Genomic DNA, 19,845 nt, shown 5'->3' with positions numbered 1-19,845 from the left:
CCCTTGCCCGGCGAATACCCGCACAGAGAGGTCGCCCCATGAACGAGTCCCCGGAGCGGTACCAGGTCGTCGTCAACGACGAGGAGCAGTACTCCGTCTGGCCGGTGGCACGCCCTCTCCCGGCCGGCTGGACGGGCACCGGGTTCGAGGGCCCGCAGGGCGAATGCCTGGACCACATCACCGAGGTCTGGACAGACATGCGGCCGCGCAGTCTGCGCCAGTACGCGCAGGGCAACGGATGACGGCCGACGGACCGGCTCGTGTACGACTGTTCCCGGGTGACGCCGGACATCTCGTCGCGGAGGTCCGCCAAGCCTGGCCGGCCGCGGAGATCCAGGTGTCCGGATACGACGACGGCTTCGACGTGGCCCTGGTGTGGGACGCCGACGGGGCGGAGACGGCATGCTTCGCGGCCCGCCAGAACCGCCTCCGGTGGCTCCACACCAGGGCGTCGGGTGTACCCGCACAGCTCGCGTCCGCACTGCGCGACCGGGACACGCTGGTGACCAACGGCGCCGGAACACACGGCCTCGCCGTCGCCGAGCACGTGGCGAGCTTGATCCTCGCCCACTACAGGAGGCTGTCCGACCTGCTTGACGCGCAGCGTGAGAGCCGCTGGCAGCCACCGCCGGCGCAGGAGGTACGGGGGAAGACCGTCGGTGTCATCGGCCTCGGAGATCTCGGCCGGTCCACCGCCAGGCTGCTCACCGCGCTGGGAGCCGTCGTCGTAGGGCTGCGCCGTGGCCACGGTGATGTGCCCGAGGTGCACCGCACCTACCGGGCGGACGGGCTGGCCGAGTTCCTCGGACAGCTGGACGCCCTGGTGATCGCCGCACCCCTGACCGTACAGACCCGGTCAATGATCGGGGAGCGCGAACTCGCCCTGCTGCCACGTGGCGCCTATCTGGTCAACGTGGGCCGGGGCCCGATCGTGCGGGAGGAGGCGCTCGTCAGCGCACTGGAGTCGGGCCACCTCGCGGGAGCGGCACTGGACGTGTTCGCCGCGGAGCCCCTGCCCGCCTCGTCACTCCTGTGGTCGCTTCCTGGAGTCGTCGTCACCCCCCACTGCGCCGACAGTACGGAACAGACCGATCAGCGCTGTCTCGACCTGCTGCTGGAGCAGATCCGGCGGTACAGATCGGGCCGCCGCCCCCACAACGCCGTAGACCTCGCACGAGGCTACTGACCACCGGTAGAAGGAGATGCAGTCGCGATGACCCTGCCGACCATGGAAGCGGAGCCGGCGAAGCTGTCGCGGGCCCTCGCGGACGCGGCCAGGACCTTGGCGGCGTCGGGCGGAACGGCGGACTCCCTGCCGGTGCGCCCCGACGCCGCACTTCCCCTGGACACGTGCTCGCGACTCGCGCGGCTGACCCGGCCCCCCGCACCGGGCGCGGGTTACCGGATCGTCAAGGGCCTCTTCTCCGCATTCGGTGACCAGGGGCCGACCGCCACCCACTGGAAGGACACCGACCGCGAGCGAACGGCGGCCTTCGATCTCGCCATGGTGCTGGTGGCCGCCCTGCACGGAGAGGTGTTCGGCTGGGAGAACCAGCAGGACGGCCACCTCGTGCACAACATCCTGCCCAGCCCGCGGTACGAGCACATGCAGGTCGGCGGGAGCAGCACCGTGCCGCTCTCCTGGCACACCGAGGACGCCTTCCATCCGGACCGTGCCGACTTCCTGCTGCTGGCCTGCGTCCGTAACCAGGACGGTATCGGCAGCCGCATCGCCACGGTCGGTTCGCTCGACCTCGGGCCCGACCGGATCGCCCAGCTGTCCGGACCCCGTCTGGTCATTCACCCGGATGACAGCTATCAGGACGACAGCCACGTGGATGACAACCGCCGGACGTCGGGCGGGATGGCGACCCTCTGGTACAGGTCCGGCCGGATGTGCCTGCGCTACGACCCCACGTATACCCGTCTGCTCACCGACGACCCCGCCTTCCTGGACGCCTACGAAGAGTTGGGCCGCCAACTGGAGGAGAGAAGCCGCATGGTGGCCCTGGAGCCGGGAGACCTGCTGATCGTCGACAACGATGTTGCCGTCCACGGCCGGGGTGCGTTCCGGGCCCGGTACGACGGGTCCGACCGGTGGCTCAAGCGGGTGCTGATCCGCAGCGGCCGGGACCGGCCCCCGTCCGAACGCCACGAGCAGGGCTTCGGACAGCGGCAGACCGGATGGACGCTGCCCGCGTCCGGAGAGCGAGGGTGACCCGATGAGAACTCAACTGCCCGTCTCGGAACCGCTGGCAGGCGGGTACCACTTCTACGCGTTCCCGCTGGCGATCATGGGCACCGACGAACGTGCGAAGGACTGGATACTCAGCAACTACATTCACCTCGCCCACGATCCGGACCCCGAGACGTCGGTGCCGTTCTGCTTCTACCTGTACGACTACGCCATCAGCCCCTGGCTGGACGTGGTCCGCAACACCCGGGACTGGCTCCGCGCGATGGGGACCGACCCGGTGGAATTCTGCCGGGCGGCCGTCCACGCCGGCTACTACGTCTATCTGAACCTCGACGACTACTTCATTCCGAGCCGCCCCGGTCACCAGGTCCGCCACGGTTCGCACGACCTTCTCATCTGCGGTGCGGACGACGAGCGTTCCGTCTTCACCTCCTTCGGCTACACCAAGAACGACGTCATGCGTCGAGCCGAACTCACCTTCGATGAGCTCAGGCAGGGCTACCTGAGCCTGGACACCGTCCCGAACGACTGCCCGCAGGTCTACCTCTACCGCCCGGACAAGGACGCCGACTACACGTTCAATTTTTCGTTGGTGCGGCGCTCCTTCGAGGACTATCTCGACGCGGCGAACGTGTCCGAGCAGTTCGACATGTTCCGGGTCCCCTGGGAACGTTCCTACGGCATCGCCTGTTACCCGCCGTTGCAGCGCTATCTCACGGACTACACCGAGGGAAATACCGAGGGCGACATCCGATACCTCCACATCCTGTGGGAACACAAGCGGCTGATGACACTTCGTACGGAACGCATGGCGGAACTGCTCGGCGGCGACTTCGCCGCACTCGCCGACGAGGCCCGCGGCCTGGAGAAGCAGGCGTTCCGGCTCCGCAACAAGATGTTCTTCCGGGAGGCCGCGGGCAGAGCGTCCGAGTTCGGCGGTGCGGAGATCGAACAGCTCGATCACATGCGGAGCACGGAACAACGCCTGCTCGAACAGGCGGTGGCACGACTGAGGGCCGCCGTGCGGTGACCAGGGATCAGCCGACGTGCGGCGAGACCCGGTCGGCGTACTTGTAGGCGGCGAGGGCGGCTTCGGTACGTGTGCGCAGATTCAGTTTGGTGAGGATGCGGTAGACGTGGCTGCGTACGGTCGTCTCCTGTATCCCCAGCTGCCGGGCGATCACCGTGTTGGTGACGCCCTGGCCCATCGCCTCGAATATCTCCATCTCGCGTCCGGTCAGCACCGTCTCCACGAGGGTGAGGGAGGTCGGCTCGCGATCCATCCTGGTCGCCATCCACTCCACCACGGACTTCGCGACGGTCGACGACAGGAAGGTCCGGCCGGCCGCGGCCTCGAGCACGGCCGTCCGGAGGTCCTGTTGACTGGTGTTCCGGTCGACGAAGCCGCGTACCCGCTTCGTCGACACGGCACGGCTCAGCGTCGTCCAGTCCGAGACGTCCAGGACCACCACCGCCGGCAGCTGGTGCCAGAAGCCCCTGTCCGACGGGGTGTTCCCCGAGGCCGAGACGTCCTCGCGCAGCCACTCACCGCTCATCAGGAGCAGATCCGGTTCGGCCACGGGCAGCGAGGCCGTGATCTCCCACCTGGAGGCGAGATCGGCGACCACGTCGATCCGCGGGTCCGGCCGCAGCAGTGACCGGAGTCCGGCCCTCAGCAGCGGGTCCCGCTCCAGCACGACTACCCGGACCAGTTCGCCGCCGGCACCCGCCTCCACGGACGGCGGCTCCGCTCCTCGCGCGGACACCGTGGCCCGGGTCACGGTGTCGCACCCATCTTCTCAAGGGTCTTGGAGAGCCTGTTCAGACCGGCACGGAAGTCCCCGGTCGCACCGCCGAATCCGAGCCGCGCCCGGTCCGGGTGGTCGAAGCACGACCCGGGAACCAGGAGGACCGACGCGTCCCTGCCCAGCTCACGGCAGAGCTCGTCGGTGTCGGGTACGTGTGCGAACCGGGGGAACACCGTGCAGCCGCCGGCCGGCGGGGCCCAGTCGACCAGGTCCGCGTGCCCGGCCGTCCAATCCCCGAGGACGCCGAGGTTCACCCGGGCCTGCTGGAGCCGCGCCTCCACCAGGAAATCGGCCTGCTCGATCGCGTGTTGCGCGAAGAACTGGGTGAGAGGCGACAGGCAGATGGAAAGCACGTCGCGCAACGGCAGGAATTCAGCCAGTAGTTCGGGGGCGGCCAGGCACCACCCCACGCGGGTGCCGGGAAGGCCGTACGCCTTGGACATGGTTCCGGTCGAAAGGCAGCGTTCGTAGCGGAGCGAGGGTTCCGGCAGCGGCTTCGACCCGTAGGTCAGCTCGGTGAGCGCGCCGTCCCACAAGAGGTAAGCGCCGCTCTCCGCCACGATGTCGAGGAACTCGTCGTACTGAGGGAGCGTCAGGCTTGCACCGGTGGGGTTGTGCGGAAAGTTGACCGCGATCATCCGGGTGTTCCTGTTGACCAGTCGGCGCAGTGCGTCGAGATCGGGAACGAAGTGGTCCTCCTCCCTCAGTCGCCACGGCACGGTCCGGCACCCCATCGAGGCAGCGACCGAACTGAGCGAGTGGTAGCCGGGGCTGACCACCACGATCTCGTCCCCGGGTTCCAGGAGTGTGCTCACGGCCAGGAAGATCGCCTCGCTCGAACCATGCGTGGTGAACACCCGGTCGACGTCTCCGCCGGTGAATCTGCCGGCCAGCGCGGCGCGCAGCCCCGGACTTCCGTAGGTCTCGCTGTCGTCGAAGGCCAGCCGGTTCACGTTCTCCTGGGGGATGTCCAGCAGCCTCATGAACTCGCCGACCGACCAGCACTGCACGCCGCTGTTGCCGAGGTCGATCGTGGTCGCGAAGTAGAACTCGCGCATCCAGTCCTCGAGCGGTGCCCGTCCCACTCTCATGTGACACTCCTTCCGTAGGTGGACCTTGCGGAGATGCCTAGCTCCCGGTCGCCTCGTAGCGCCGCAGTCCCATCCGCCACACCGTCAGGGCCAGCGCGACCGACACCAGGGCGATGAGCGGAGTCAGCATCACCATGCCCGTGTCACCGAACAGCAGGTACGTGACAGGGAAGTAGGCGGTGAACGCGAATGGCACCATCCAGGTCAGCATGGCGCGCAGTGCCGGATGGTAGAGATCCAGCGGATAGCCGGAGAACATCGACAGTTCGGTCACGGCCCGCATCGTCGAGAAGCTCCTTGTCGTCCAGAAGGCCAGCGAGGCAAGCAGCAGCTTTACCGCGAAATGGATCAGTGCGCCGCACACCACCAGCACCGCCCCCACGGCGAGTGCTTCCCAGGTCGGAACGGCGAAGTCCAGCTGGCTGCTCGCGTATGCCACCAGCACCAGTCCGACGAGCAGTTCACCGAACGCGTCGGGCCACACCAGCCGTTCGGACAGGACCATCAGAAGCGGGCTCACCGGGCGGATCATGTACCGGTAGAACTCGCCGCCACGGATCTCGAACGCGCTGACGAGCCAGATGTTGTCCGAGAACATCTTGTCCAGCCCGCGCGGCAGCATCGCGAAGCCGAGCAGGAACAGCACCTGCGCGAAGCCCCAGCCGCCGATCGTGGGAACGAGCGAGAAGAGGGCGCCGACCAGCGCCGCCTGGACGCCGAACATCACCAGGAAGCCGAAAGCCCCCAGAACGAAGTCGCCGCGGTATTCCGCCAGCCGGTGCAGCGACACCCCGCACATGAACCAGGTCAGCCGCAGAATCTTCAACACCCTCATCCGCCCAGAACCTCGATCCTGCGCAGGGCCGTACGCCACACCAGGGCGCTCACCAGAACCATCACCACGGCCCACACTCCCTGTCGCAGCATGATCAGGGCTGCCTCCCCCAGTCCGTCGTAACGCTCCAGGAGCAACTGGACCGGTCCGTAGACCATGCTCTGGAAGGGCAGGAAGGAGGCGACCGCCTCGATCGGCCGGGGCAGCAGGTCCAGCGGGACGAGCGCGCCGGAGAGAAAGACGATGAGGCTGTTGACCACCATTCCGACCCCCCAGGTGTTGGTGGTGATCAGCGCGGACATGCCGACCAGGAGCTGTATGGAGAAGGCGATGACGACGGACGGAATCGCCGCCAGTACGAACAGGGCGAGACCCAGAGGCGACGGAGCGCTCATCGGGAACAGCAGCGCGAAGACCGCTGTCAGAGGAAGCCCGACCAGCACGAGGTTGGTGAGAGCCGTCGGCAGCGCCATGAAGACCCGGGAGACCGGATAGCTCACCGGCCGCACCAGCGACACGGCGATGTCGCCGCCCACGATCTCCTGCGAGGTGTCCTCGCCCGCCTTGCTGTTGTGCATCAGGGTGAGCAGTTGGGCGGCCAGCAGGTAGGTGGTGATGCCGGCGACGGTGAATCCGCCCAGTGCGTCATCGGGTTGCTGGGTGATCACCGCGCGCCACAGGAAGACCACCACCGCCGTACTCACGGAGGTCGTCAGCAGGGAGACGAGGAGATCGGCGCGGTACTGCATGGAGGCCTGGAGGCTGCTCGTGGCGAAGGGGATGTATCGGCGCAGCGTTCCACTCGTCATACCCGCCTCCGAAGGTAGATCTCCTGGATCACCGACTGCAGATCGGGCTCCGGCGCGTAGCAGTCGGTGACCTCGAACCGTTCCAGCAGGCAGGCCAGTACCTCGCGGGAGGTCAGCTCGTCGGCCGGGTAGTCGATACGGATACGGAGGTCCTCGGTCACGGTGGCCTTGGCCTTGGGCAGCATCGCGTCGACCTCGCGGGCGGTCTCCTGAAGCGTCTGCGCACCGTTGTGGCTGAAGAGCACGGAGCGCCGGTCGGCGGTGGCCAGCAGTCCGGAGATGGTGCCCTGGTGGATGACCCGGCCCTGGTCCACCACCAGGACCTGGTCGCAGATGGAGTTGATGTCTCCGATGTCGTGGCTGGTGAGCAGCACGGTGGTGCCCAGTTCGGTGTTGGCCCGGTTCACCAGGGCCCGCACCGCGTCCTTCACCACGATGTCGAGACCTATGGTCGGCTCGTCCCAGAAGATCACCTTCGGGTCGTGCAGAAGTGAGGCCGCGACCTCGGCGCGCATGCGCTGACCGAGGCTCAGCATGCGGACCGGTGTGCCGCCGAGAGCGTCGATGTCCAGCATCTCCCGGTAGATCTTCATGTTCCGTTCGAAGACCGGGTCCGGAATCTCGTAGATCCTCTGAAGAATCTTGAACGAATCCGCCACCGATAGGTCCCACCACAGCTGGGAACGCTGTCCGAATACAACGCCCATCGCCTGTGCGGCGGTACGCCGGTCGCGGTACGGCTCTATTCCGTTGACGAGGCATCGCCCGGAGGAGGGGGTCATGATCCCGGTGAGCAGTTTGATTGTGGTGGACTTTCCGGCGCCATTGGCGCCGATATACGCGGTCTTCGATCCCGCCGGAATCCGAAACGAAACGCCATCCACGGCGCGCAGTGTTTCGTATTCTCGGCTGAACAGATTGGACAGTGCTCCGCGCAGTCCCGACTTACGATGGTATTTGCGAAACTCCATGGACAAGTCGTCGGCTATGATCACGGGCTGAACCGTAGCAGAGGACACTGCCGCTGAAAACCTTTGCGGAACTGCTCGCAATCCCGTCCGGGAGTGGGTTCCAGGTGGTCGCCGGAGGTGCGGTGAAAGCCACCCCGCAGGGCTGTACCGCATCGGCCGAATCCTCTGGACGTCGAGGGGAATGAGCGTCCGGAGAGGTGGCGGGCGCTCGCAGATTTTCAATATCTCCGCAGGTGGGCAAGGGTGATTCGAGTCTTGCGGGACATGGCGGGGCAAGTCCGGAAGATATCATTCCGCCATTGCGTCAGGTCCGCACCGCCGTAAGTCATTGCTGTGCGGCCGCAGGCCGTGGCTGTGTCGGCGCCCGGCATTTCCGTGTGTGGCCGGGGGATCCGAGGAAAAGCTGCCAGGCAACTTCCTGCCAGGTGGCTTTAGAGGGTTTACTCCGGTCGTGGTCCGCATCGAAGGGCTCCAAGGGGGGTGGGGTACGGCTACCTGCAAGAACTTTCAGCGGGGTGTTGCAGTCGGAGATCTCTGCGACCTACGATCGCGGCGGTGAACGAGGTGTCAAGCCCAGAACCGGGCAATCCCGGCATCGGTGGCAAGCCAGGCTGGCTGGCGACGCCAAATAAATTCGGTGCCTTCGTAGAAATGTCGCGTGAGGATTCAGAGCCGGAGGGTAAAACAATGCTGCAGACCGCCGAAAGACCTATCCGCCTGGATGCACTGGCAATTGCCGCGTACGAGCATCTTCTGGAATATGGCAGGCGTGATGATCGTCATCTCTGCCGGCGATTCGGCGTCGAGCCCGAACGAGTGAACGCGATATACCGCTTGCTCACCGAACTGTGCGTCGTCGAGGAGGATCCGGGCCGGCCCGATTCCTGGCGTGCTGTGGAACCCCGGCTGGCCATGGCGAAACTAGTTGCCCCGCTGGAGGACGAAGCGCGCCGCAGCGCGATTGTGGCAGAGCAACTACGCACGCAGTTGCAGTCGTTGATACCGGTCCATCAGACCGTCACCGGGTCGCGTTCCCATCAGCACATCGACATCATCGACGATCCTGCGAAATTGGCGACCGTATTCTCCGAGAAACTCGCGACCTGCCGCGGAAGCGTGTACGTCCTGCACCCCGACGACCAACAGCCCTGGCCTTTCCGGGACACCGCCGCGACGCTGCTCACCGAGGCCATGGCGCGCGGGGTGCGACTGCGCGGCACTCTCCAGCACAACGCCCGCTCTTACGCGCCCACGCTGGTGGAGCACCTCAGCAGCGCGGGTGCCGATCTGCGTACCGGCGTCGACCTGCCGGCCCACGTGATCGTCTTCGATGACGACTGCTGCATGGTGTCGGTCCCGGGCCGGTCCCCGGACGGTTCCGCCCTCCCCGGCCGCACGACGACCCTGGTGATCCATCAGCCTCTGATCGTCGCCCTGCTCACCGGTGTGTGCCGTGCGGCCTGGGCGCAGGGCGCCCCGTTCCTGGCGCCCGGAACGGACCGTGCCCGGATCGCCGGCCATCTTCGGCAGGGAATCCTCCAGCTCCTGGCCGGCGGCGCCAAGGACGAAGCCGTCGCACGCCGGCTCGGCCTGTCCGTGCGGACCTGCCGGCGTCACATCTCGGAGATCATGCAGGCTCTGGGTGCCGACAGTCGCTTCCAGGCCGGTGTCGAGGCGTGCTCGCGGGGGCTGGTGCCTGCCATTGGGTCGTCGGGCCGTGTTCGAGGAGATCATGGCGAGTGGCTCGGATCAGAGAACGGTGCGGCGTGAGGGCCGGAATGCCGAGCAGGAGCTCCGCAGTATCCGGAAAGCGCCACAGCAGGTCCTCCACCAGGTAGCGCAGGTAGGCGGGACGCAACTCCGGGAACTGTCGCAGAAGATGCTTCTGGTGCCAGGTGTGATGGAAGTCTGCGGCGTACGAGGGGCCGTCCCAGAGACCCTCATCGGTCTTCCAGAGACGCCGGGTGACAGGCCGGAGTTCGATACCCCGAGCCTGGGCGACGGCCGGTGCGATGCGCTGCTCGGCGAACAGGGCGCGTACCATCGACAGGCCATCGAAAGGGGCTGAATTCCCTCTCATGAAATCGACTGCCACTCGCGCGTACTCCTCGCGATGAAGGTCGTCGAAGAAAAGGGATATGGCCATGTTCGCGGCCAGGGTGTCGAACTTCCAGTCGGAGAGATCGACACCTTCGGGCGAGGGAAGGGTCGCTGGGTCTGGATACACGGAGTTGTCCACTGTTTCCCAGTGGGCGAAGCCGAATCCATGACGCCCGCCCAGATCCAGCGGTTTACGGATGTACAGATCGGTGTCGATGACGGCGAAGGGAGCGGTGTGCAGCGTCGCCGCGAACATCTTGCCGGCCGTCGGGTAGAGAAGCGGGTCGATACCGCTGGAGTCCAGTGCGTTCAGAGAAGTGTCGACCTGGTCGTAGAGGCCGACGAGGTTCTGTTCCTCGGTATAGGAGCGACCGAGGTCATCCGTGACGAGGTGAATCGTGCCGTGGTGAGCCCGCCACGAAAGAATGCTGTGCACGGTGGTGACGATCTCCTCGGCCGGAAGCTCGTACGGGCGCTGGGCGTCTTCCCGAAACCCCAGGCCGACGCGTCGCCAGCCTTTACGGTGGGGTCCGGTCCAGTTGACGTGTGCGGCAGTGAGAGACGGGTCCTGGTGATGATCGGCATTCATTCGGTAATCCCCACGGGAGACGGTCCTTCAAAGGTTCCGAAACATATGCGCGGAAGGTAGGGAGCTGCAATATCGGACCAGTGGCAACTTGTTGCACATTTGTTTCCGGTGGCAACTTGTTGCATTCTGGTTGACCGGCAATCCTTTCCTGGAAAGGATGCGTTCTGTTGATTCTGTGAGGACGAGGGTCGGGCATCGAGGGGAGTCTTGGGTGCGTCCAACAGGACGAGCACTGGTGACGGGCGGGGCCGGATTCGTCGGCTCCCATCTCTGCGAACTGCTCCTGAGCGAGGGGATTGAGGTGGTCTGCGTCGACAATCTCAGCACGGGGCGGGTGGAGAATATCGCGGAGCTGACGGGCCGAGGGGGATTCTCCTTTGTCGAGGGCGATGTCGAACGGCCGATCAGGACGTCCGGGCCGGTCGACATGGTCTTCCATCTCGCTTCACCGGCGTCACCGGTGGACTATCTGAGGGCGCCCCTGGAGACGCTGCGAGCCGGTTCCGTGGGCACCGAGCACGCCCTGGAGGTGGCAGAGACCTGGAGGGCCCGGTTCGTCCTCGCGTCGACCTCGGAGGTGTACGGTGATCCGGCCGAGCATCCGCAGCGAGAGTCGTACTGGGGAAACGTCAACCCGGTCGGGGAGCGTTCCGTCTACGACGAGGCGAAGCGGTACGCCGAAGCGCTGACCATGGCCTACCGCCGGAGCCGCGGGCTGAACACCGGGATCGCCAGGATCTTCAACACGTACGGGCCCCGCATGCGCACCGACGACGGCCGGATCATCCCCAACTTCGTACAACAGGCCCTTGTCGGTGAGCCGTTGACGGTCTACGGCTCCGGTCTCCAGACCCGGACGCTGTGCTACGTGGACGACCTCGTACAAGGCTTGCTCGCCCTGGCCCGGAGTTCCGCCCCCGGCCCCGTCAACCTCGGAGGCACCGACGAGCGGACCGTTCTCCAGCTGGCGACGGAGATCGCGCGGGCTGCCGGCGGGAAGCCTCCGGTCATCGAACACCGACGCCTGCCTGAGGACGACCCGAGACGCCGCCGCCCCGATCTCACCCTCGCCGGCGAGCTCCTCGGCTGGCAGCCACGGACCGGGCTGGACGCCGGGCTGGCGCGCACCGTGGCCTGGTTCGGCCGACAGGCACGGGACGTCGCACCCGATCCGACCGTGGAACCAGCCGTCCCCGACCCCGCCTGACGGACCGGCGGCCGGCTTCCTCCGCCGCACGGCCGGGGAAGCTCGCATCGCCCAGGACGGCAGAGCCGGGATTCAGGTGCGGTTCGCCCCGGGCTCCCTGTTCGTCACCCGCTTTGCTCTGCCGTACCCCCCTGCGACTAGTTTGTGTGCAGGACAGGTACGCACGCCCGTGGCGGCACAGATGCACGGGGGACGGGAGGTCGGGGAGAGTGTCGCTGCGCGCAGGTGATCCAGCCGAGATCGGCGGCTATCCGCTCGAGGCCCGGCTCGGCTCGGGTGGCATGGGCACGGTCTTCCTGGCCCGTACGAGTTCGGGGCGGCCTGTCGCGATCAAGCTGATCCACCAGCAGTTCGCGGGGGACGAGGAATTCCGTATCCGTTTCCGGCAGGAGGTGGCTGCCGCGAGGCGGGTGAGTGGCGCGTTCACCGCCGCGGTGGTGGACGCCGCTCCTGAGGCCGATCAGCCGTGGATGGCGACGACCTACATCGAGGGGCACACGCTCGCCCAGCGCATCGCCGCGGAGGGTCCGCTGAACGGGGCGGAGCTGAGGAGGCTCGCCATCGGGCTGGCGGAGGCGCTGCGTGACATCCACCGGGTGGGGGTCGTCCACCGTGACCTGAAGCCCTCGAACGTCGTGCTCTCGCCCGAGGGCCCGCGCGTCATCGACTTCGGCATCTCGCGCGCCGTGGACCAGCAGACGCTGACGATGACCGGACGGGTCATCGGTACGCCGCCCTTCATGTCGCCGGAGCAGTTGCAGGCGCCGCGTGGTGTGGGGCCGCGGTCCGATGTCTTCTCGCTGGGGACGCTGCTGGTGTACTCGGCGACCGGCCGCGGGCCCTTCGACGCGGACAGCCCGTACCTGTCGGCCTATCAGGTGGTGCACGAGGAGCCGTCGCTGGGCGCCGTGCCGGCGGCTCTGCGCGCGGTCGTGGAGCCGTGTCTGGACAAGGAGCCCGACGGACGCCCCTCGGCGGACGAACTCCTCGTGCTGCTGCGGGACCTGCCGGCCGACCTCGGTGGGACCGACGCCAACGGGATCGGTGCGGGCCGCACCCGCGACATGGCCACCCAGCACCACCTCGCGACGCGGGACACCCCGGCGCCGGCCGCCACGGTCGGCCCCGGTACGGGGAGCACCGACGCGGGGAGCACCGACACCCCCGTCGGCCGTCGGCTGCGTCGCCGGTGGCGTCCTGTGCTCGCGGCCGCGGTCGCGGTGGCAGCGATCGGCGGGGGAGTCGCCGCGCTGCAGGCGGGCGGCTCCGAGGGGACCGGTGGTGGCGACAAGGGCGACAGCGTCGCGGCGCCGGCTGCCGTACTCCCGGAAGGCTTCGAGCCGTGGCGCAAGACCGTGCGGGGCGGTCGCGAGGACATCCCCGACGAGTTGCGTTGCGTCGCGCGCGGCGACGCCGTGTTCTGCGGGGGCGGCGGTGTCGTCGCGACCCGTGTCAGGGCCATGGACGGCTCGCGGGTGTGGACGGCGAAGAGCCCGGGCATCCCCGTCCAGGGCATGCATCTGGTGGGCGCCACCGACGACACGGTGCTCGGTTACCGCTTCGCCGCCCAGGACGCCCCCGAGGGCCCTCGCAGCGAGGTGGTGGCCATCGACGCGGACAGCGGCCGCGAGCTGTGGTCAGTGCCGTCGGGTGCCCAGTCGACGGCCGTCACCGGCCGGACCCAGGACGCCGTCGTGGCCGGCTCCGCCGTCGTGACGGTCGACGCGTCCAACTCCCGCTTCGAGGCCCGGGACGCACACAGCGGCGAGGTCACCTGGACGACGTCGTTCCCCGCGGACACGCAGTGCGCTCCTGTCCAGGTGGGCCCACAGGTCCTGGCGATGTGCGCCGCGGACGCGGAAGTGGACGCGCTGGAGGTGCGCCACCCCACCCTGTACACGGTCGACCTCGCCTCGGGGACACTGGGCAGGCCCATCGCGGTGGACGGACCCGTCGTGCCGGTGGGTGACGCCGAGGACAGGCTCGTACTCCTTCAGGAGCACTGGGAGGGACCGGCGCTGGCCGGCTACGACGGGGTGGTGCGGGTCGACCCGGCCTCCCGGAAGGTCACGTACTCCCGTCTGGCCGAGACGTACGAGGGTACGCCCGGGATGGCGGACGGCACCGTCTACGTGAGCGGGCAGACGGGTCTCGTCACGGCGCTCGACCCTGGGACCGGCCGGACGAAGTGGTCGCGGCAGATGGGCGTGGAGGGTGCGTCGGGTCCCGTCGCGGGAACGGACGCGTTGTACTTCAGCTCGGCCACCGGCCGGGTGGTCGCGCTGTCGCCGCAGGACGGCAAACCTCTGTGGTCGACGGACCCGCAGGCCGACGGTCTGTCGGGCGAGCAGGGCGCGAGCCCGCGCGTGACCCTTGCGGGGCATGCCGTGATCGTGGCCGCGACCGAGAACACCCTCTTCGCCTTCGACGCGCAGAATCCGCCGAAGGCGGGCTGACCCGAGCGGCGTGCGAGCTTCCCGCAGGAAAGGCCCGTTCCTTCGGGACGGGCCCTTCCGCCCGACATCAGGTCAGACGCGGTCCGCTGCGATGAGCAGGTACTGGAAGGACCCGTCCCTGTAGGAATTGATGAACGCGTCCTCGATTCCGGTGACCAGCGACGACGTGGCCCGCAGTTCCCAGTAGGGCAGGGTGTCGGGCGTGAGGTCGACGACGGCCGTCGGCACGAGGCGATTGTCGGCCATGGCGCGCAGGTACTCCCGGCGCGAGTGGATGTTGCACTCGAAGTGCGCGTTGATCTGCGAGACCCACTTCGAGGGCTGGCCGTACCGCGGGTTCCAGCAACCGGTGACGGTCACGTAGCGACCGCCGGCATCGAGGACGCGGGAATGTTCGGCGAAGAGGTCGTGCAGGTCGACGTACATGCTGGACTCGTTGTTCCACGAGGCCGCCGCCGATCCGGTCTCGAAAGGCGTGTCGAGCATGTTGCAGACGCGCGCGCGGACGTGGTCCTGGACGCGGAGTTCGCGGGCACGACGGTTGGCGAAGTCGGCCTGCTTGGCCGACAGGGTGACCCCTTCGACCTTGCATCCGAAGCGCTGGTGCGCCATCACCATCGAGCCGCCGCGGCCACAGCCGGCGTCCACCAGGGTGTCGTCACTCCCGATGTCGCCGAGGTGCCCCAGGAGGTAGTCGGCCTGCGCCGACTCCAGCCGGTGGAGCTCGGCGATCAGCTTCTTCTCGCTCGTGCTGTCCTCGGCGTCGCCGAGGGCGTCATGGTCGACCTCGCCGATGCCGTAGTGGTGGTGGTAGAGGCCGTCCACATCGCCGAGACGCAGGTTCACGGGCCTGGCCTCGCCGTCCCAGTAGCGGGCGATGTCCCCCTGATAGGGCGTCGCCGGGCCGGGGATGCGCAGAGCGGTGGCGGTCGCGGTGAGTTCGGTGTCGGTCACAGGTGAATCCATTCTCTTACCAGAAATCGGGCAGGCTGTAGCGGTAGACGTTGGACCGGTGCCAGTAGTGGTTGCCGTCGACCCAGGTGGCCACGCCCCGCAGGAAGCGCCGCACATCGGGGACGGGGCAGGCGGCGGCCAGAGCCGAGGCCTCGGTCTCGAAGTCGTGCATGAGGTCGTTGTGGACCTCGACCGACTTCAGATAGGCATCCCGGTCGGAGAGGCCCTCACGCGCGGCGATCACGACGGGCAGATTCAGGTGCAGGCCCGGGGTGTCGAGTTCCTTGGTGTACGAGTACAGGTCGTTCACGATGGTCGTCGCGTTCCCCGCGAGGGCGATGACCCTCTGCACGGCGGCCTGCGCGTGCAGGTCCGCCGGGAGTTCGTAGCCGCCGATGGTGTCGGTGATGGTCGGGCAGGGGCGGAAGTTGTTGAACTGGCGCATCGCCAGGTACTCCCACACCTCCGGGACGTGGTCCAGCTGCGCCCAGGCCGCTTCGGCCAGGTACCCCATGTGCAGCCGGGCCATGTCGTGCCGGAGACGGTCCGCCTGGGAAGGGCTGGCGGCTCGGACGAAGTAGTCCATGGCGGAGTGGTACGCGCGCCGGGGCGCGTCCGCGTGGAGCGACTGCGCCCACTGCGGCTCGTACTCCTTCGTGGTGTGCAGGGGATCGAGGGCGGTGTGCGCCAGCAGAAGACGCTCGCCGAGGCCGACGGGTGAGCCCCCGTGGTCCTCGCAGTAGCAGTCGTCCACGGCGTTCTCTGCCACCATCAGACGTGTGGCGAGCATCAGGTGGTCGACGGTGGGCGCGTCCGGATGGCAGGCGACCATGTAGCGGCCCACGGAGAACCCGTCGAACTCCTCCTCCCAGTCGTCGGGATACAGGGAGACCTCGTCCAGTGCCCAGGACTTGATCCTCCGGCTGACCTCCTCGACCCGCACGGGGTCGGGCTCGGGGACCGGGTGGTAGTAGAGCCCCGGGACCGGTGTGCCCTCCGCCGTGTCCGCCGACGAGACCGCGGGCACCGGTGGCTGCTCCCGCAGGAACAGGCGCAGGCCCGCGGTACCCAGGCCGCTGGGGCCCCGCAGGACCCGTTCCACGTCGGCGTCCGGTGCCGGCACCCCGGCCGCCGGGGTGCCATTCGCGGGTGGGGCGGGATGAGGTGGGGCGGGCGTGGAGATCGCGGGCGGGGCCGGCAGGGAAGGCGCGCCGGGTGGGCCGCCGGTGGCGGCGCCGACATCACAGGCGCGGGCCGCGGCGGAATCGAGTACGTGTACCCCGAGGTGGGCAGCGGCCCCTGACAGGCGGGACTGTGGCGGTGGCAGCTCAGGCGCGGGCATCCAAGGCTCCTTGGTGGGGTGGTCGGCCGTCCCGAAGCCCTCCGGGCACGCACGACTCCCCCGAGGGCTTCGGGGTGCCGCACCAAGCCCTCCGGGCCGGGGCCGCTACTGGGGTCGCCGGGCGATCTGCACGTTCTCCAGTACGCCGACCGCGTCCGGCACGAGGATGGCGGCGGAGTAGTAGGTACTGACGAGGTAGGACGTGATCGCCTTCTCGTCAAGGCTCATGAAGCGGACCGACAGACCCGGTTCGTACTCGTCCGGCAGTCCGGTCTGGTGCAGGCCGATGACGCCCTGGTTCTCCAGGCCGGTACGCATGGCGAGGATCGAGCTGGTCCTCTCCTTCGTGACGGGGATCTTGTTGCACGGGAGGATCGGGACCCCGCGCCAGGCCGGGACCTGCTGGCCGCCGAGGTCGACGTGGTCCGGATAGATCCCGTTCGCGTTGAACCCTCGCCCGATCGCCGCGATCGTCCGGGGATGCGCGAGGAAGAACCTGGTTCCCCGGCGACGGCAGAGCAGTTCGTCCATGTCGTCCGGGGTCGGCGGGCCGGAGTGCGTCTGGATGCGCTGCTTGAAGTCGGCGTTGTGGAGCAGACCGAACTCCCGGTTGTTGATCAGCTCGTGCTCCTGGCGCTCGCGCAGCGCCTCGATGGTGAGCCTGAGCTGCTCCTTGGTCTGGTTCATCGGCCCGTTGTAGAGGTCGGCGACCCTCGTGTGGATCCGCAGAACGGTCTGGGCGACCGAGAGTTCGTACTCACGCGGCTTCAGTTCGTAGTCCACGAACGCGCCGGGCAGCTCGTGCTCACCGACGTGGCCGGCCGACATCGCGATCTCCGCCTCGCCGCGATGGTTCTGCCGTCGGCCGGAGAGCGACGAGAACCCCTCGACGTGGGCCCGGAGGCTCGGCGCGGTGGACAGCACGGCCGCGAAGTCGGGGCGTGAGAGGGTGAGCAGCGTGCCCGAGGTCTCGGCGGTCGCGGTGTGCTCCCACCGGGCGTTCTCGTCCAACAGGACGTTCTCCCCGAACCGGTCGCCATCGGCGAGCACGTCCAGAGTCACCTCGTCGCCGTAGTTGCCGACGGACGTCTGGCTGATGCGGCCGTGGGCGATCAGATGGAGCTTGTCCGCGGGTGTTCCGCGCTCGACCAGTGTCTCGCCGGCGCGGAAGTCGCGCTGGACGCACCGATCGGCGATGGCGGTCAGCACCTCCTCGTCGTCGAAGCCGCGCAGCAGGGCCAGTTCACCGAGCTCACGGGGGATCACCCGGACGTCGGCGCCGTCCTGGACGAACTCCACACTTCCGTCGCCGACGGTGTAGGTCAGGCGACGGTTCACCCGGTACGCCCCGCCCTGGGTCTCCACCCAGGGGAGCATGCGCAGCAGCCAGCGGGAAGTGATCTCCTGCATCTGCGGGGCGGACTTGGTCGTGGTGGCGAGGTTACGGGCAGCCGCCGTACCCAGGCTTGACTGCCGGGGCAGCTCCGTCTGCACTTCCGGGCTCGATTCAACAGTCATCGGACAAGCTCTCCTTGGGCAGGGCGATGGAACGCGTATGCGGACGCAACGGGGCAACAGGAGGGGAAGGGGGGTGTATGAACGGGAACCCGTCCAGATCGAGAAGAACACTAATGGCCACTTCGCCCTCAGGACCAAGGGAAGTCGCCGACATTAACTCGATACGATGATCGCGGTCGCACGAGGTTTCTGCGGGTACCGTCTTGATTCAGCCGTGATCGCCAACGCGTCCCGGTGAGTGCCGGGTTCGGCGCCGGCGGCCTCGTGCCGACGGGTCCGGGGGTGGCGGAATCGCCGTACACCAAGGGCGCCGGGTCCTGTCGGGCCGGACGGAGGACTGTCGGCCGACGCCGAACGTCCGCGTGTGCCACGGTCGGCCGCGCCGTACGACGACGGAATCGCGACAAGATCCGTTCGGGGAAACGCGCGGCTCGGGCGATGCTCCGCCGATCACCTCCGCGGTGTCCCGGGTCGAATCGGGTTGCCGGCCCGGGCAAGGGCCGTCCGTACCGCGGGCTACCAGCCCGTCCAGAGCAGATGGTTGACCGCCAGGGCCACAGCGGCCTGCGCGGTCAGCCAGCCCCGTGGCCGCGGTGCGGGGAGGAGCGCGGCGGCGGGGAGCAGCCAGAGGAGGAAGGGCTGCCAGATCCGTTCCGTCTCCGCCTTGCTCATGCCGGACAGGTCCGCGGCCGACAGGGCCAGGAACGCCGCGAGTACGAGCAGGGTCAGGCGCAGCGGCGCGGTCGTCGTCCCGGTCCGCAGAGTGCGTACGGCCCGGGGCGCGGCAGCCGCGGTCCGGCGCAGTCCGGCGAGCGTCGCAGGGCCGACGGCGATCGCCGCGCAGGCGAGGTTGGCCCAGACCCAGTAGGAATAGGGCCGCAGCCCTCCCGCCCCCTGGTAGTAGCGCTCGACGAGCAGGTGGTACGCCTCCCACCAGTTGAAGCCCGCGAGCGTGAAGGCCACCGGCACCACCAGAGCTCCCAGCACGAAGAGGGGGAGCGGCCGGGCCGTGCGACTGAGCACGAGTACGGCGAGGAGCGGGAGCGCGATGAGCGTCAGACCGTAACTCAGGTAGCAGGTCAGCCCGAACAGGAGGCCCGCGCCCAGTGCGGCGGCCCCGGGGCTGCGGACCGTCCGGGTCGCGGCCAGGGCCAGCAGGGTGACGGACCACGCCGCCACCGCGGTGAAGTAGCCGTCGGCCGAGGTGCCCGCCCAGACCGCGACAGGTGCGAGGACGACGAACGGCGCGGCGCGCCGCGCGGTGTGCTCGTCCGTCAGGGCGCGGACGGCGATCAGGACGGCCACCGCCGCGGACGCACCGGTCACGATGCACCAGACCCCCGCCCACGCACCGCCCCCGAGCCCGATGCGGTCGAGCAGGACGAAGGTGAGGGTGGCGCCCGGCGGGTGCCCGGCCACATGGGCGGGCCAGTTGCCCGGCGGGCCGACCAGGATGTGGTCGTTGAAGCCGTGGAGAGCGGCGCCGATGTCGTCGAAGCGGCCGATGACTCTCAGGTACTCGTGCTTGGTGGTGAGGCGCAGCGCGATGCCCCGGTCCCAGCCGTCGATCATCGCGAGGGAGAACACCCAGGCGAGGGAGGCGGCGTAGCAGCTGAGGAGCAGCGCCCGACGCCGCAGCCGGTCGGCGAGGACGGGACCGTGGGCGATGACGGCCACGGCGACGGTGGGCGCCGCCCATGTGCCGGGTCCCAGGTGCGGGTACCAGGTCGCGAGCAGCGGCGGCCAGCGTACGTAGAGGGTGTGGTCGGCGTTCTCGACGGCCCGGCCGATGAGCACGGCGGCCGCGACCAGCACGACGCCCACGCCGGCGGCGGCCAGGTCGCGGCGGTGCCCGGAGCGCTGTGCGGGGAGCGGTCCGGTGACGTGTTCGGTGCGGTCCACGGTCTTCACGCAGGCACCGTACGCACGACGGGCCCCCGAGGACGGAAGTCGGCGGGGCGCGTCACC

16 protein-coding genes are annotated in these 19,845 nt (G+C 68.4%); 7 read left to right on the top strand and 9 right to left on the bottom strand.

Annotation, left to right across the window (positions count from 1 at the left end; translation table 11 throughout):
• Positions 1-38: 38 nt before the first annotated feature.
• The 4 genes from OG524_RS04125 to OG524_RS04110 are packed head-to-tail and all read left to right on the top strand — an operon-like array spanning position 39 to position 3,227.
• A complete protein-coding gene (locus OG524_RS04125; RefSeq protein ID WP_405392306.1) occupies positions 39-242 on the top strand; it encodes an MbtH family protein in 204 nt (67 codons plus the stop codon).
• Positions 239-1,186, top strand: coding sequence for a D-2-hydroxyacid dehydrogenase (locus OG524_RS04120; RefSeq protein WP_405392307.1), 948 nt, complete (start codon positions 239-241; stop codon positions 1,184-1,186). Before OG524_RS04125 ends, OG524_RS04120 begins: the two co-directional genes overlap by 4 nt.
• 27 nt (positions 1,187-1,213) lie before the next feature.
• The gene (locus OG524_RS04115) at positions 1,214-2,218 is read left to right on the top strand and encodes a TauD/TfdA family dioxygenase (RefSeq protein ID WP_405392308.1); all 1,005 of its coding nucleotides are present in this window, start codon (positions 1,214-1,216) and stop codon (positions 2,216-2,218) included.
• A gap of 4 nt (positions 2,219-2,222) precedes the next feature.
• On the top strand, positions 2,223-3,227 hold the full coding sequence (locus tag OG524_RS04110) for a hypothetical protein (RefSeq protein ID WP_405809103.1): 1,005 nt from the start codon (positions 2,223-2,225) through the stop codon (positions 3,225-3,227).
• A 7-nt stretch (positions 3,228-3,234) separates the two neighbouring features.
• Here OG524_RS04110 and OG524_RS04105 read toward each other — a convergent pair whose 3' ends face one another.
• Genes OG524_RS04105 through OG524_RS04085 form a run of 5 tightly spaced genes read right to left on the bottom strand, consistent with a single transcriptional unit; the run spans position 3,235 to position 7,711 of the window.
• Complete coding sequence (locus OG524_RS04105) at positions 3,235-3,978, bottom strand: LuxR C-terminal-related transcriptional regulator (protein WP_405392310.1); 744 nt, start codon at positions 3,976-3,978, stop codon at positions 3,235-3,237.
• Positions 3,975-5,096, bottom strand: coding sequence for a capreomycidine synthase (gene vioD, locus OG524_RS04100; RefSeq protein WP_405392311.1), 1,122 nt, complete (start codon positions 5,094-5,096; stop codon positions 3,975-3,977). Before vioD ends, OG524_RS04105 begins: the two co-directional genes overlap by 4 nt.
• A gap of 37 nt (positions 5,097-5,133) precedes the next feature.
• The gene (locus tag OG524_RS04095; protein WP_405392312.1) at positions 5,134-5,931 is read right to left on the bottom strand and encodes an ABC transporter permease; all 798 of its coding nucleotides are present in this window, start codon (positions 5,929-5,931) and stop codon (positions 5,134-5,136) included.
• The gene (locus tag OG524_RS04090) at positions 5,928-6,740 is read right to left on the bottom strand and encodes an ABC transporter permease (RefSeq protein ID WP_405392313.1); all 813 of its coding nucleotides are present in this window, start codon (positions 6,738-6,740) and stop codon (positions 5,928-5,930) included. Before OG524_RS04090 ends, OG524_RS04095 begins: the two co-directional genes overlap by 4 nt.
• Entirely contained in the window at positions 6,737-7,711 is a 975-nt protein-coding gene (locus tag OG524_RS04085; RefSeq protein WP_405809100.1) for an ATP-binding cassette domain-containing protein, read from the bottom strand. Before OG524_RS04085 ends, OG524_RS04090 begins: the two co-directional genes overlap by 4 nt.
• Positions 7,712-8,266: 555 nt before the next feature.
• Here OG524_RS04085 and OG524_RS04080 point away from each other — a divergent pair.
• From OG524_RS04080 to OG524_RS04070, 3 genes are all read left to right on the top strand, one after another.
• Positions 8,267-9,481 carry a LuxR C-terminal-related transcriptional regulator gene (locus tag OG524_RS04080; RefSeq protein ID WP_405392315.1) on the top strand — a complete coding sequence of 405 codons (1,215 nt, stop codon included), beginning with the start codon at positions 8,267-8,269 and terminating at the stop codon, positions 9,479-9,481.
• Positions 9,482-10,611: 1,130 nt separating this feature from the next.
• Positions 10,612-11,607, top strand: coding sequence for an NAD-dependent epimerase/dehydratase family protein (locus OG524_RS04075; protein ID WP_405392316.1), 996 nt, complete (start codon positions 10,612-10,614; stop codon positions 11,605-11,607).
• 209 nt (positions 11,608-11,816) lie between these two features.
• Complete coding sequence (locus OG524_RS04070; RefSeq protein WP_405809098.1) at positions 11,817-14,063, top strand: protein kinase domain-containing protein; 2,247 nt, start codon at positions 11,817-11,819, stop codon at positions 14,061-14,063.
• Between the two features lie 72 nt (positions 14,064-14,135).
• On the opposite strand, the gene OG524_RS04065 is transcribed toward OG524_RS04070, so the two are convergent.
• From OG524_RS04065 to OG524_RS04050, 4 genes are all read right to left on the bottom strand, one after another.
• A complete protein-coding gene (locus OG524_RS04065) occupies positions 14,136-15,017 on the bottom strand; it encodes a geranyl diphosphate 2-C-methyltransferase (protein WP_405392318.1) in 882 nt (293 codons plus the stop codon).
• Between the two features lie 16 nt (positions 15,018-15,033).
• Complete coding sequence (locus tag OG524_RS04060; protein WP_405392319.1) at positions 15,034-16,359, bottom strand: family 2 encapsulin nanocompartment cargo protein terpene cyclase; 1,326 nt, start codon at positions 16,357-16,359, stop codon at positions 15,034-15,036.
• A 105-nt stretch (positions 16,360-16,464) separates the two neighbouring features.
• Positions 16,465-17,877: a family 2B encapsulin nanocompartment shell protein gene (locus tag OG524_RS04055; RefSeq protein ID WP_405392320.1), complete on the bottom strand. Its 1,413-nt coding sequence runs from the start codon at positions 17,875-17,877 to the stop codon at positions 16,465-16,467.
• Between the two features lie 516 nt (positions 17,878-18,393).
• Complete coding sequence (locus OG524_RS04050; RefSeq protein WP_405809095.1) at positions 18,394-19,788, bottom strand: hypothetical protein; 1,395 nt, start codon at positions 19,786-19,788, stop codon at positions 18,394-18,396.
• Between the last annotated feature and the right edge of the window lie 57 nt (positions 19,789-19,845).

This window comes from Streptomyces sp. NBC_01520, from assembly GCF_045040375.1.
GTDB lineage: Bacteria > Actinomycetota > Actinomycetes > Streptomycetales > Streptomycetaceae > Streptomyces.
This window is presented reverse-complemented; position numbering and strand designations above follow the sequence as displayed.